At 34.4% G+C, this 14,861-nt stretch carries 12 protein-coding genes; all 12 read right to left on the reverse strand.

All coding sequences use genetic code 11. The annotated features are described in order from the left end of the window. On the reverse strand, nt 1-3,434 hold a 3,434-nt coding region (locus tag RR539_RS08000; RefSeq protein ID WP_332500320.1), incomplete at its 3' end, for a DNA polymerase III subunit alpha. A gap of 8 nt (nt 3,435-3,442) precedes the next feature. Then, nucleotides 3,443-4,738, reverse strand: a complete 1,296-nt coding sequence (locus RR539_RS08005) for a DRTGG domain-containing protein (RefSeq protein ID WP_332500321.1) — start codon at nt 4,736-4,738, stop codon at nt 3,443-3,445. 113 nt (nt 4,739-4,851) lie between these two features. After that, entirely contained in the window at nt 4,852-5,799 is a 948-nt protein-coding gene (gene whiA / locus RR539_RS08010; RefSeq protein ID WP_332473785.1) for a DNA-binding protein WhiA, read from the reverse strand. Then, entirely contained in the window at nt 5,799-7,124 is a 1,326-nt protein-coding gene (locus RR539_RS08015) for a gluconeogenesis factor YvcK family protein (RefSeq protein ID WP_332473784.1), read from the reverse strand. Before RR539_RS08015 ends, whiA begins: the two co-directional genes overlap by 1 nt. Next, complete coding sequence (gene rapZ / locus RR539_RS08020) at nt 7,124-7,996, reverse strand: RNase adapter RapZ (protein WP_332473783.1); 873 nt, start codon at nt 7,994-7,996, stop codon at nt 7,124-7,126. Before rapZ ends, RR539_RS08015 begins: the two co-directional genes overlap by 1 nt. A gap of 11 nt (nt 7,997-8,007) precedes the next feature. Further along, nucleotides 8,008-8,739, reverse strand: a complete 732-nt coding sequence (locus tag RR539_RS08025; protein ID WP_332473782.1) for a PHP domain-containing protein — start codon at nt 8,737-8,739, stop codon at nt 8,008-8,010. 109 nt (nt 8,740-8,848) lie between these two features. Continuing rightward, nucleotides 8,849-9,760 carry a UDP-N-acetylmuramate dehydrogenase gene (gene murB / locus RR539_RS08030; protein WP_332473781.1) on the reverse strand — a complete coding sequence of 304 codons (912 nt, stop codon included), beginning with the start codon at nt 9,758-9,760 and terminating at the stop codon, nt 8,849-8,851. Between the two features lie 153 nt (nt 9,761-9,913). Then, nucleotides 9,914-11,758 carry an excinuclease ABC subunit UvrC gene (gene uvrC, locus RR539_RS08035; RefSeq protein ID WP_332473780.1) on the reverse strand — a complete coding sequence of 615 codons (1,845 nt, stop codon included), beginning with the start codon at nt 11,756-11,758 and terminating at the stop codon, nt 9,914-9,916. A 13-nt stretch (nt 11,759-11,771) separates the two neighbouring features. After that, on the reverse strand, nt 11,772-12,395 hold the full coding sequence (locus RR539_RS08040; protein WP_332473779.1) for a metal-dependent hydrolase: 624 nt from the start codon (nt 12,393-12,395) through the stop codon (nt 11,772-11,774). Nucleotides 12,396-12,573: 178 nt separating this feature from the next. Next, nucleotides 12,574-13,230 carry a tRNA (guanosine(46)-N7)-methyltransferase TrmB gene (gene trmB, locus RR539_RS08045; RefSeq protein WP_332473778.1) on the reverse strand — a complete coding sequence of 219 codons (657 nt, stop codon included), beginning with the start codon at nt 13,228-13,230 and terminating at the stop codon, nt 12,574-12,576. Between the two features lie 16 nt (nt 13,231-13,246). Further along, complete coding sequence (locus tag RR539_RS08050; RefSeq protein ID WP_332500322.1) at nt 13,247-14,101, reverse strand: DUF5050 domain-containing protein; 855 nt, start codon at nt 14,099-14,101, stop codon at nt 13,247-13,249. 20 nt (nt 14,102-14,121) lie between these two features. Then, nucleotides 14,122-14,861 (reverse strand): penicillin-binding transpeptidase domain-containing protein (locus tag RR539_RS08055; RefSeq protein WP_332500324.1); only part of this gene is annotated, 740 nt, incomplete at its 5' end.

A 14,861-nucleotide genomic window follows, 5' to 3' on the forward strand; every position in this document is an offset into this window, starting at 1 on the left:
AGTAAGTCTGTAATATTAACCTTAATGTCTTCCTTAGACTTAAGTGGAGTCTTAGTTCCCTTTTCCTTGTCTTCAAGTACAATGGTAACTGGGCTAACACCCTTATGACGCCTTAATATAGGAACTATATCTTCACTATCCTTTTTAAAGGATTCTTTGTAAAGCCTTATAAATAACTTTCCATGTACAGCCTCTGCTGTCATAGGAGATATATCATCTATTAATACTTTCGGTGCCTCATCCTCCCTAACTGCCATCTTTCCACTTATAAGAACTATATTATCCTCATAAATATATCTTGAAAGTTTTTGGTATATCTTAGGGAATACTACCCCCTCAAGTGAACCGTATTTATCCTCAACCTGAATAAATGCCATAACGTCATTTTTTCTTGTTGTTTTAATGTTAATAGATGAAATAACTACTCCAAGCTTAACTTTTTGTCCATCTTCTACCTTATGATCAAAGTCCTCTTCACCCTCTGCTGTTACCTGGATTATATCTGATATATCATCACTTGCGTAATAATCAACAAGGTGGGTACAGTCATCCATTGGATGTCCACTAATATAAAGTCCTATCATTTCTTTTTCCATTGAAAGTAGGTCCCTCTTAGTAAACTCCTTCATAGGCTTAAAGTCGTCCTTATACATATCCTCTTGCTTAGAAGAAGATCCTACCTGAAATAGTGACATTTGTCCTTCTATATTATTCTTCTTATCTGCAATTGAACCATCTATAACCTTTTCGTATACACTCATTAATGTGGCACGACCAATATTAAATGAATCAAAGGCACCTGCTTTAATCATAGATTCTACAGCTCTTTTGTTAACCTCTGAAAAATCAGCCTTTCTACAAAAATGTGTAAATGAAGTAAATCTGCCATGTTTTTTGCGGGTTTCAATAATAGATTCTATAGCATGCTTACCTACGTTTTTTATAGCTGCAAGTCCGAATCTTATTTTGCCATTTGATACTGAAAAGTTAACAAAGCTTTCGTTAATATCAGGTGGTAAAACCTCAATACCCATGTGTCTACATGCATCTATATAAAATGCTACCTTCTCATTAGTACCCATAACACTTGTTAATAGTGCACTAAAGTATTCTACTGGGTAATACTTTCTAAGGTAGGCTGTTTGGTATCCAACAACAGCATATGCAGCTGCATGTGACTTGTTAAATGCATAACTTGCAAAGTCCATCATAAGATCGAATAGCTTATTAGCTGTTTCTTCCTTAATTCCACGCCTTACTGCACCTTCAATAATAATATTTCCATTCTCATCCTCAAGTCCATGGATAAAGTTCTTTCTTTCTTCCTCCATAACATCGTGTTTCTTCTTAGACATGGCACGACGTACAAGATCGCTTCGACCAAGTGAGTATCCACCGATATCCCTAACTATTTGCATAACCTGTTCCTGATAAACCATAACTCCGTATGTTACATCAAGTATAGGTCTTAGCTTCTCGTCAAGATACTGGATATTGTCTGGGTTATTCTTATTCTTGATGTAAGTTGGAATTTCATCCATTGGCCCTGGTCTATATAGTGATATTCCAGCAATTATATCCTCAAGTGAGTCAGGCTTAAGTTCCTTCATAAAGTTAGTCATTCCCTTAGATTCTAACTGGAATATGCCCTCTGTATATCCCTGGCTTATCATTTCGTAAACATTCTTATCTTCATAGTCTATATTATCAAGATCTATTTCTACTCCTTGATTAACCTTAATAAGGTCTACTGCATCACGAAGAACAGTAAGTGTTCTAAGTCCTAAAAAGTCCATTTTTAAAAGACCAAGTTCCTCTAGGGTTCCCATTGGAAACTGTGTAACTATAGTGTTGTCATTTTTAGCTACTGGTACATGATCTGTTAGGTTCTCCTTAGATATAACAACTCCCGCTGCATGGGTTGATGAGTGGCGAGGAAGTCCCTCAAGGGACCTTGATATATCTATTAATGCCTTAACCCTCTCATCATCTTCATACTCAAGCTTTAGTTCCTTATTAACTGTAAGTGCCTTATCAATTGTCATATATAGTTCAGTTGGTATCATTTTAGCAATTCTATCAACCTCTGCATATGGATAGTTAAGTGCACGTCCAACGTCTCTTATAGCAGCTCTTGCTGCCATGGTTCCAAATGTTACAATCTGTGCAACCCTGTCCTTACCGTACTTTTCTACAACGTAGTCAATAACTTCTTGACGACGCTCGTAACAAAAGTCCGAGTCAATATCAGGCATGCTTATACGTTCCGGATTAAGGAATCTTTCAAATATAAGATTATACTTAATAGGGTCAATCTTAGTAATTCCAAGTGTATAGGCAACTATAGACCCTGCACCTGACCCTCTGCCAGGTCCTGTAACTATTCCCTTTTCGTTTGCAAATCTAATAAAATCCCAAACAATAAGGAAGTAATCAACATATCCCATTTGTTCTATAACCGATAATTCGTAGTTAAGTCTATCCCTGTGAACATCTGTTATATCACTATATAGTCTTTCAAGTCCACTAAAGCATAGATGTCTTAAGTACTCATCTGCAGTAAACCCATCAGGCGTGTCAAACTCAGGAAGATGTGTAACATTAAAGTCAAACTCAACATTACACATATCAGCTATTTTTTGTGTGTTTTCGAATGCCTCATCCATTCCAGGGAAGATCTCTCGTAGCTCCTTTTCTGACTTAAGATAAAACTCATCACTTTCAAATTCTAGCTTATCTTCGTCATCTATTGTTTTACCTGTTTGAATACAAACAAGTATCTCGTGTGCCTTAGACTCTTCCTTCTCTATATAATGAACATCATTGGTTATAACAAGTGGTATTCCTGTTTCCTTTGAAAGCTTTTTAAGAATTTCATTAACCTTTTTTTGTTCACTGATTCCGTGGTCCTGCATCTCAAGATAGAAGTTACCCTCTCCAAATATCTCTTGATACATAAGTGCCTTTTTCTTAGCTTCATCGTAATTATCACGAAGAAGATGCTGCTGCACCTCTCCTCCAAGGCAAGCACTAAGTGCTATTATATCCCCTGAATACTTACGTAGATTCTCATAATCTATTCTTGGCTTATAATAAAACCCGTCAACATAGGCAAGTGAATCTATTTTCATAAGGTTTTTATATCCCTCATTTGTTTTAGCAAGTAATATAAGATGGTAGTTAGCAGCATCCTGCTTACCTTCCTTAAGTCTTAAATCCCTTGGTGCAACGTATATCTCGCATCCAAGTATAGGTTTAATACCTTCCTTTTTACATGCCTTGTAAAAGTCTATAACACCAAACATAACACCATGGTCTGTTAGTGCAATTGAATTCATGTTAAGCTCCCGAGCTTTTTGTGGGAGCCTTTTTACCCTTGAAGAACCGTCTAGTAGGCTGTATTCACTGTGAACGTGAAGATGTGCAAAGGCCATACTCTCACCTACTTTCCTAGCATTTTACATACAAGATATCCTCGTCCTATTAACTCATTTTCTGATCTTAATGATATTTCTACCTTAGCACTATTTCTGCTTATGTCTATTATCTCACCAAAGCATGTAATTTCACTTTCAAGTTGAAGTGGCTTAATAAAAACAACATTAAATGAGTCTACTACTATATTGTAAATCTTGTGGGCCCTAAGTGCTGCAATACCAGTTGTGCTTAGTATGAAGTTAAGTACGCTCCAACTAGCCATACCAAGTCTTCCTAGCATTTCAGGTGAAATAGTTCCCTTATATATAAGTCCTTTTTCTACTTTTTCTTTCTCAAAATTCCTAACTAAAAGGTCTTCAATTGTATTGTTTGATTGCTTGTGGCCTATGTTACGAAGAGCCTTCTCAATGTCTTCTCTCAGTAGAACACCAACCAGCCTTTTTCCTTCAAGTACAGGTAACATTCCAAGTTCTTCTCTAATAATAAGATGACCTGCATAGGAAATAGATGTTTTAAGGTTAACTCCAATTATGTTCTTCTCAACATATGGAAGTATACTCTCACTATCATCATTATACTTTCCCTCTTCATATACTATAGACCCAACTAACTTTCTAGTATCATCTACAACATAGAATTTGTTTTCTGAGGTTACTATATTTGCTGACTTTAAGTCTCCTATTGTAGACTTTGTATCAAGATACATATAGTCAGCTTTCATAATATCCTCAGCAAGTATAATATCACTTTTTATTTGTCTTTGACTTATTGCGTTATTTATAAGTGTTGCTGTTGTAAATGTATCATACTGACATGATATAACAGGTAGCTGCATCTTATCTGCAAGTCTTTTCACTTCATCTGTACATGAAAACCCTCCTGTTATTAACACAGCACATTGCTTCTCTAGGGCTAATCTATGTGACTCATCCCTATTTCCAGTAATCAACAGATCACTTGGGCATAAATATCGTCCCATAGCATCTATTGTCATCGCTCCAATTACAAAGTTATTAATAGACTTGTAAAGTCCTCCCTTACCTCCAAGTACTGTTCCTGTTACAATACTTGCAACTTCACTACAGGTTAGGTTTTCTATACTTCTTTTGTCTATTCTATCTATTCTAACGGTTCCAACCCTTGCTATGGTTGTTACTATTCTTTGTTTCTCTGCTTCTTTAATTGCTTTGTAAGCAGTACCTTCACTTACCCCAAGTGCCTCTGCAACGCTTCTTACAGATATACGTGTACCTTCTTCTAGCCCCTTAATATAGGCTATTACTTCTTGATGCTTTGACACCCTATTCCCTCCATTTAACTAACTGTATATTAAATAAACTGTATCTTTAATTATACCAATAATATAACACAAGAAAAAGGGGCGGTATACAACCTCCCCTTTAAAATTATCTATTAATCACGAAGCTCTTCAGCTATTTTTTCTATCTTACGAAGTCTATGGTTAACCCCTGACTTACCTATAGGTGGATTAAGCATCTCCCCGATTTCTTTTAGTGAAATATCAGGGTAATTAAGTCTAATCTCAGCTACTTCACGAAGCCCTGGAGTTAGCTTTCTAAGTCCAGCCTTAGCCTTAATAAACTTAATAGATTCAACCTGTCTAACTGCTGCATCAACTGTTTTATTAAGGTTAGCTGTTTCGCAGTTAACTATTCTATTAACGTTATTTCTAACTTCCTTGTATATTCTAACATTTTCAAGTTCTAATAATGCTGTATGTGCCCCTATAATACTTAATATATCTATTATTTGGTTACCTTCCTTCATATAGACAACAAAGCTATTCTTTCTTTGGATAACCTTAGCATTAGGACTAAATGAGTTAATAAGCTTCATTAAGTCTTCTGCCTGTTCTAGTGAACTTGACACAAACTCCATATGATATGTTTTTTCAGGGTTACTAATAGACCCTCCCCCTAAAAATGCTCCTCTAACATATGCTCTTTTGCAGCAAGTGTCCTTAATAATTGTACTACTTATCTTGCTTACAAATCCAATAGTACCTTCTTTGCTTTCCTTAAGGATTCCACACTTAATAAGCATATCCTTAGCTCCAAGTTCAGGTGTAAGCATTAAAATATATATATTATTCTTTTTTAGTGAGTTATTCTTTTTAACCATTATTTCAGTATGTTTACCAAATATATTCTTAATAAGGGAAAAAGCTCTTCTCGCTATAGCAGGGCTTTCGGTTGAAATTCTAAAACTAAGTCCTGCCTTAGAGCCTATGTGAATAGTACCACTCATTTTCATAATTCCAGAAAGCTCTGCTATCTGACAACATTTGTTTTCTAGTGGTATTCTGCATAATTCGTTTTTGGCTACCTGTGAAAATGACACTATTTCTCCTCCCCTCTATTTTGTTTAAGTCTCTCTGCTAAATAATAATAATCAAGTAGTCTTTTTCTACTTTTAGGCAATGTGTGTTTCAGTATTAATGTCATAATAACCCTAGATAATTTGTCTGTACTATGTCTAACAAATCCCTTAGATAAATCAACTAAATCCTCAAACACAACCATAATATTTCTAGATATATTTTCAGTATCAATAATAACCTTCTCCTGGCCATCATCCTTATACTTTTCGAAGTATGAATCTGGTACATATCCGTCGTTAGCTATAACCATATCTATAATACCTTTACCACATACCTTTTCTATAGCCTCTATATGATCTGATAATCTATATCCTGTTGTTTCTCCTGGCTGAGTCATAATATTAGATACATAGATCTTCATAGCCGATGATGATTTAATTTCCTTTGCAACATCTTCAATTACAAGGTTAGGCAAGATACTTGTATATAAACTTCCTGGCCCCATAATTATGCAATCTGCATTTTTGATTGCAAACAATGCATCATCGAGTGCCTTAGGCTCTGGTGCTAAGTAGATCTTCTCTATATTAAGCCCCTGATTTATACACTCCTCTGGAATTTTTGATTCACCACAAACAATGCTACCGTCTGATAAAATTGCATGAAGCTCTACATCGTCAAGAGTAACAGGATAAACCCTTCCCTTAACAGCAAGTACATCACTCATCTTCTTAATAGCATCTTCAAAATTAACTGATATTCCATTCATTGCAGCTATAAATAAGTTACCAAAGTTCTGCCCCTTAAGATCTCCCTCAGTAAATCTATACTGCATAAGTTCCTCCATTAGAGGTTCTGTATTAGCCAGTGCAACTAAGCAGTTTCTAATATCCCCAGGTGGAAGCATGCCTAGAGACTGTCTAAGCATACCACTTCCCCCACCATCATCTGCAACTGTAACAATTGCAGTAATATTAGATGTATACTGTTTAATACCACGGAGCATAGTAGAAAGCCCTGTTCCTCCACCAATTGCAACAACACGTGGCCCTCTTAAAAGAGATCTTTGTTCATGAAATATATCCTTAAAGCTAGGTGTCTTCTTGCCATAACTTGAGTCTGATACAAAGTTTAGCATACTTGATATTCCATATCTTAATGATATAAACATAAAGAAAATACCAACTAAAGATATAAAAATATATAACCCTAGTGAACTATCAAGTCCAGGTCCCCTAAATAGGGCCTTAGTAATACCAAGGGTAAAAACCGTTAACCCTAGTATACCCATAAGAATCCATCTTTTGATTCTCATTCCAGGTTTTAACCACTCCCAAAAAAACATTATTTCACATCCCTTGTGGCATCATGTGAAATATCCCTATGAATTATCTCACTATTGTGGTTATCCTTAAGGAATTCGTGTACTGCATTAGCCATAACAACAGATCTATGTCTTCCACCGGTACATCCTATTGCAACAACAAGCTGAGTTTTGCCCTCTTCAATATAATATGGAATTAAAAACTCTAGCATATTATTAACCTTTGAGATAAATTCCTTAGTAACTTCAAATGAAGTAACATAGTCTTTAATCTCCTTATCGTTACCTGATAGGCTACGAAGTTCATCTATATAATATGGGTTAGGTAGGAATCTTACATCGAATACAAGATCAGCATCGATTGGCATTCCGTACTTAAATCCAAATGACATAACATTAATAATGAACCCATCTTCCCTTTCCCATGTTCCATATATGCTTTTTATTTTTTCTTTAAGACCCTTAGTTGAAAGATTTGAGGTATCAATTACATGGTCAGCTTTTTCGCGAACCTCTGAAAGCTTATTTCTTTCTTCCTGGATACCTGTAAGTATTCTACCCTTTTTAGAAAGTGGGTGTGTTCTTCTACTTTCCTTAAATCTCTTAACTAGAGTCTCATCTGATGCATCTAAAAATAGAATTTCATACTTATAACCCATATTGTTAAGCTCACATAATCCGTTAAAAAGCTCATCAAAGAACTTTCCACCTCTCACATCTATAACAATTGCTATTTTCTCAACCTTATCATTAACCTTATATGAAAGCTCTGCAAATTTAGGAATTAATGATGGTGGAATATTTTCTATACAAAAATAGTTAAGGTCCTCAAGACATCTAATTGCTTGAGTTTTTCCTGCACCTGATAATCCTGTAACTACTAAAAATCTCATAAGCACATCTCCTATTCTACTGCATTTTTGATTCTATTAACCGGTATATTAGCCTTAATAGCTATTTCAATTGCACTTGAAACCTCACCAACTCGAGATGATATATGGGCATCACTATTAATTATAAAGTCTGCCCCTTCTAAAAGTGCTACCTTAGCATCTTCTACCGTAAGGTGCTTATGTCCTGCGTTAATTTCAAGTAATGTTCCCCTTTTCTTTGCAGCCTTAGCTACTAGGGATATATCAACTGGAGACTTATCCCCTGGGTGTGTTAATACGTCTATATTATTCTTCATAATAGCATTAATAACTGCCCTTGTAACATTATCCTTGTTATAACTTTCGGCACCCTTATATAACTTGCCAACCCTTGGCATAATAAATAGCTTATTATTGTCTGTTAAGGTCTTACCTGTAACACCAAAATGGAATCCTACTAGAAGTTTATCTAAAATTCCTAAAACTTCATCATCTACGTCTATATCTCCATCTACACTAATAATATTAGCTTCTACCCCAAGCATAATCTTAATATTAGGGTATTTCTTCTGAAGTAAATCTATTTCTTCTCTCATCTTATAGAGATTCTTCTTCTTAACCCCAAATAAGTAATGGCCAGGGCCATGATCTGAGATAACTATTTCAGATAGGCCCTTTGCTAAAGCCTCCTTAACATTATCTTCAATTGTACCCTTTCCGTGGCTATAAACTGTATGTGTATGATAATCACCAATTATCTTCATAGGTTTCCCTCCATAGCTTCTAATAACATATATACTATATTATCATAATAATGGGATTTTTTCAGAGCAATAATAAAAGATATAAGGATTCCCCTTATATCTTTAAATTCTATTCTTCTCCTATAATTTTAACTTCAGTTTCAAGTGTAATATCGTTCTTTTCCTTAATAATCTCTTGAACCTTTCCTATAAGAGTAATAACATCATTCGCTGTTGCGTTATCATAGTTAATAACAAACCCTGCATGCTTCTCTGAAACCATGGCACCGCCTACTGTAAACCCTTTAAGACCTGCATCTTCAATAAGTTTACCTGCAAAATTTCCTGGTGGTCTTTTAAATGTGCTTCCTGCACTTGGGTAGTTAAGTGGCTGCTTGTCTTTTCTGCGTCCATTAAGGTCAACCATACGTGCCTTAATATCCTCAGCTTCCCCATCTTCTAATGTAAATACAGCTTCTAATACAATATAGCCCTTTTTTGTAATAATACTTGATCTATATGATAAATCAAGTTCTTCACTACTTAGAGTTACAACCTCCATATTGTCTGTTATAACAGTTGCCGATTCTATAATATCCTTAATCTCTCCCCCATAGGCACCTGCATTCATTGCAACAGCTCCTCCTATGGTTCCGGGAATTCCTGAGGCGAACTCCATTCCCTTAAGGCTATTTTTAAGGGCTATAGCTGAAGCAGCCGCAAGTGTTGCACCAGCTTCAACAACAAGCTTCTTATTATCAACCCTAATATCCTTTAGTGATGTTAAGTGTATAATAACACCATTAAACCCGCCATCCCTAACTATTAGGTTTGAACCGTTTCCTAATATAAAAAATGGAATGTTGTTATCTTTACAAAGCTTAATTGCACAAACTACTTCTTCCTTTTTAGTTGGTGAAATAAGTGCTAAGCATGGTCCTCCTAATTTAAAGGATGTGTGATTCTTTAATGGCTCGTTGTATTTTATTTTTGAATTATCTATACACTGTTCAAGATTCTCTTTGAAATCGTTAAAATTCATATATATATCTCCCTTGATTCTTACTAAATACAATATATAAAATTAGATTTATTATCATAAAATGCATTAACCTTGTATTTTGATACATAAAGTTTCAACAAGGATACAAACAATTATACCAAAAGATATATATATAATAAAGAAGTAAGTGGGTTATTTTTGAAGTTTGAAATAATTAATTACGCTTTCTGCTGATGTACTATTCATTCCCTTAACAGAAATAACCTCTTCAAAGCTTGCATTTTTAATGTTTTCAATGGTTTTAAAGTGTTCAAGTAGTGCTCTTTTTCTAGCTGGACCTACCCCTTCAATATTATCAAGCTCTGATGATGTTAATGACTTAGACCTTAAACTTCTATGGTATGTTATTGCTACTTTATGAACCTCATCTTGAATTCTTGTAATTAATTTAAATGCATTTGAGTCCCTATGAATATCAATTTCACATCCATCAAATATAAGTCCACGTGTTCTATGCTTATTGTCCTTAACCATACCACAAACAGGTATATTTATATTAAGGTCCCGAAGAACTTCAAGTGCTATTGCTACTTGACCCTTACCACCATCCATAAGTATTAGGTCTGGAAAAATAGAGAATCTTCCCTTAAGTACATTTTCACTTCTTTCATCAAGTCCTCTTTTAAATCTTCTAGTTAGGATTTCTCTCATACTAGCATAGTCATCTGGCCCCTGAACGGTTTTGATTTTAAAGCGTCTATTGTCCTTAGATGAAGGCTTACCCTCATTAAATACAACCATTGAACCTACTGGGTCAGTTCCCATAATATTAGATATATCATAGGATTCAATTCTGCCAGGAATTGTATCAAGTGATAAAATAGCTTGAAGCTCTAATAAAGCCCCTGTTGTCATATTATTATCTCTTTTTGCTCTTTCCTCAAGAAGGTCTAGGGTATTCTTAGCATTTTTCTTAGCCATTTCAAGTATACTACTCTTATCTCCACGTTTTGGAACCTTAATCTTAACCTTGGTTCCCCTCTTAGATGATAAAAAGGATTCTATAATATTAACCTCATTAATTTCCTCTTGAAGAATAACTTCCCTTGGAACATATTCTCTATTTGAGTAGAACTGGGTAATAAAGCTATATAGAATATTCTCATCCTCATCAATATCACTAAAGAAGAAGTTCTCATGGCCTAGCATCTTACCATTTCTAACAAAGAACACCTCAATACATGCATTATTGTGGTTTTTAACCATTGCAATAACATCCTCATCCTCAAGTGTGCTTGATATAATCTTTTGTTTTTCACGTATCTTCTTAATTGATGCTATTTCATCTCGAATCTCCATAGCCTTTTCAAAGTCAAGATTTTCAGAATACCTATTCATCTCCTCTTCAAGCTTCCTAATTATGTTGTTATCCTTACCTGATAAGAATTCTAAAACCTCATCAAGCATACTCATATACTCATTAACTGGAACCTTACCACTACATGGTGCAGTGCACCTTCCTATATGGTAGTTAAGACATTCTCTACCTACCACCTGACCATACTTAAGATCCCGTCTACAATTTCTAAGCTTAAAATGTTTCTCTATTATTAGAAGAGTTTCTTTAACTGCAGATACATCAGTATATGGACCAAAATACTTAGACCCATCCTTAATGTATCTTCTTGTCATCATAACCCTTGGATATTCTTCCTTTATAGTAACCTTAATGTATGGATAATGCTTATCATCCTTAAGAAGGATATTGTACTTTGGTTTATGCTTCTTAATAAGATTACACTCAAGTATTAATGCTTCTAGCTCTGAATCGGTTAATATATACTCAAAATGGGTTATATTCCTAACCATTGCAATAACCTTTGGAGAGTGATTTTTGTTGCTTCTAAAGTACTGTCTTACTCTGTTTTTTAAGGATACTGCCTTTCCAATATATATAATCCGATCATCTTCATCCTTCATAATATATACCCCTGGAGAAGATGGGAGCTTTTTTAGTTCGTTTTCTATATCAAACATAAATCACCCCATATTAATTCATTTTAATTATCATTGTAGGTATAGCAAATGCTAAATACACTACCGCAAGTGTTATTATTATACCCTCTATTAAATTTCCTACACCAGAACCTACCCTATAAGTAAGTGGCATTTTAAACTTTCTCTTAGATAGTGGATAAATAAGTGGTACCCCACGATTAGTAAATAGATCTCCAATTAAGTGACTTAAATAACCTGCAATAAATGCTATTATTATTCTTTCCCTCTCTAGCATGTTAATCCCTTCACTACCATAACCTAATATATATACAAATAATACAAATCCGATTAATGAGTGGGTTATTCCCTGCCTATGTGAGGATATACCTATAAGTATTATTACTGCTCCTAGGGCATATAAGTAATTCTTATTAAAATAAAAATAGTTAAGCCCTATTATAGTAAGTCCTACTAAAATATAAAGAGTTATCTTCGCTACCTTATTCCTCATAGGTAGAATATACTTATTAAAAAATCCCTTAGGATGATCCGAGTCTGGAAGAAGTGACGCAAAAATACATACTAATATAGCCACAGGGGATATCCCAAGTGATGCCTTATCAAGTATAACTACAGCTGTCAATACTCCAATACCCATATGGGCCTTACCTGTCATGTCACTTCTCCTTTCATTTCATTATATTTATTATTATATATTAAGAGTTTAAAAATAAAAGTAATTTCTGAACAAAAGTTCACTTTTATGATTAATTACTTACTTTTCACATATAATCTACATAAAATATTCCTTCAAATACAAAAAAGATTACCAAATAAATTGGTAATCTTTCAATTTAATACTTAGCTATTACGAACATAATGTTCATATCTTGTTTTGAGAATTTCTCCTCGTATTCTGTAACAACATTTTCTGTAAACTTACTATTGTGAAGATCCCTTGTTAGGAATGTAATTTCAAAGTCGTTTTCCTTAAAGTATTCAAGTGAAGCATCAAATAACTCAACATTATCTGTTTTAAGCCATATTTCTGACCCCTTCTTTAAAAACTGCTTATACTTATTAAGGAAGTTAGGGTGTGATAATCTTCTCTTGTTATGTCTAGCCTTAGGCCAAGGTGTTGAGAAGTTTAGATGTATTCTATCTACTTCATCCTTTCCAAAAACCTCATCTATATAAGTTATATCCATTGGAATTAAACGAACATTCATAGTGCTTGGGTCCATACCCCTTGATTCAAATTCCTGCTCTACTTTTCTCTTAGCTCCAACTAAAACCTCATCCTTAAGATCTATTCCTATATAGTTAACATCTTGATTATCTGCTGCTGAAATAGAAATAAATCTACCCATACCACAGCCAAGTTCTAAGTATATAGGCTTGTCATTATTAAACACCTTACTCCAAGTTCCCTTAAGAGATTTAGGTTCTGTTATAACAAATTCTGTTTCTTCTAGTTCTGGTCTTGCCCACCACTTTTTTCTTAGTCTCATTATATCCTCCAAACAGTTATATCATTTGTTTTTCTGTACCATCTATTTTCATTCTATATAATCTATATGGATAGCCATATGCAGCATTGGCAAAATATATATAGTCTCCTGCAATATTAATATTCTCAGGTATATCATCACTAATCTTAATAACTTCCATGTTACTAAGGTTTATCTTATATAGCTTACCCTCATCTGAAATATTAGCAAAATAGACATTTTCACCATATATATTAAAGCTTCCAACGCTAACATCTGTTAACTCCTGTACATCCATACTACCTATATTTATTCTACAAAGCTTATGATTATATTCCTCTGCGGTAAAGTATAAAAACTCATCATCAAGTACCATATTAGTTGTTAAAACCTCAGGTAACTTAACCTCACTCATATCTTCCCTATTAACAACTGTAATATTACCTGAACCATACCAATCAAGATTATCTGAACACTTAATATATGCTATATACTTATTATTAACATTAAGCTTATCGCAAACATTTGGTATAACCTTATTAATATCTGATGATTCTATATTATAGCTATAGATGCTATAGTTATCTACTAAATTAATGTAGAAAATAGTATTACCACAGGCTACAGTACCATCTACTGGTCCCTTAAGAATACTAACTTCATCTTCTCCATTTATGTTAATAGACTTAAGTTCTCCTAAAAGTGTAGTGTAATATACTCTATCATTAACAATATTAATATTTTTAAGCTTATCAGGTGAAATTTGTGCATACATCTTTCCACATACCCTGTATAAATCTTCACCTCTATATACATTTACAAAGTAAATATCACCCTTGTATTCAGCAAGTAATCCACCATTACATATATTAGATAAGGTATTTGATGTCATTCCCTATTTCCTCCCTAGCTCTACTTATTAAAGTATGTTGATAATACCTTTTTAGCAGCCTTAGCAGCAACGTCTCCACCAAGACCTCCGTCTTCAACTATAACTGCAATTGCTATTTCAGGGTTATTAGCAGGTGCAAACCCTATAAACCATGAGTGTGTAGCCTTCTTACTTTCGTCCTGTGCACTACCTGTTTTACCAGCTACCTGAACACCTCTAATCTTAGCATTTTTACCTGTTCCACCTTTAACAACTTCAACCATATCGTCTGTAAGCTTCTTAGCTGTAGATTCTCCCATAGCCTCTGATAAAAGCTTTGGTTCAGCACTTTGTATAGCATTACCATCTCTATCACGAATCTCCTTAACAACGTAAGGAGTCATTATTTTACCATTATTAGCAACTGCCGAGGCAACCATAGCCATTTGCATAGGGTTAGCAGCAACGTTGTGCTGTCCTATAGCATCCTGTGCAATAAATGACTTATTTCTCTTATCCTCAACCTTTATGCTTCCTGTCTTTATAGGAATTGAATACTTAGATATATTACTTGACATATCCTTATTAAACATAAACTTCTCAGCTGTTTTAACTAAGTTCTCTGAACCAATCTCAACACCAAGTTCTCCAAAGAAATAATTACATGAATACTTAATAGCCTCTTTCATTTTAATGCTTCCATGTGACTTATTCCCGTAGTCTTTCAGTGTATATCCACCAAACTTAAGATTACCATCACAGTTAATAGTTGAGTTTGCAG

It is taken from the genome of Clostridium sp. (assembly GCF_036639235.1).
Lineage (GTDB): Bacteria > Bacillota > Clostridia > Clostridiales > Caloramatoraceae > Clostridium_AB.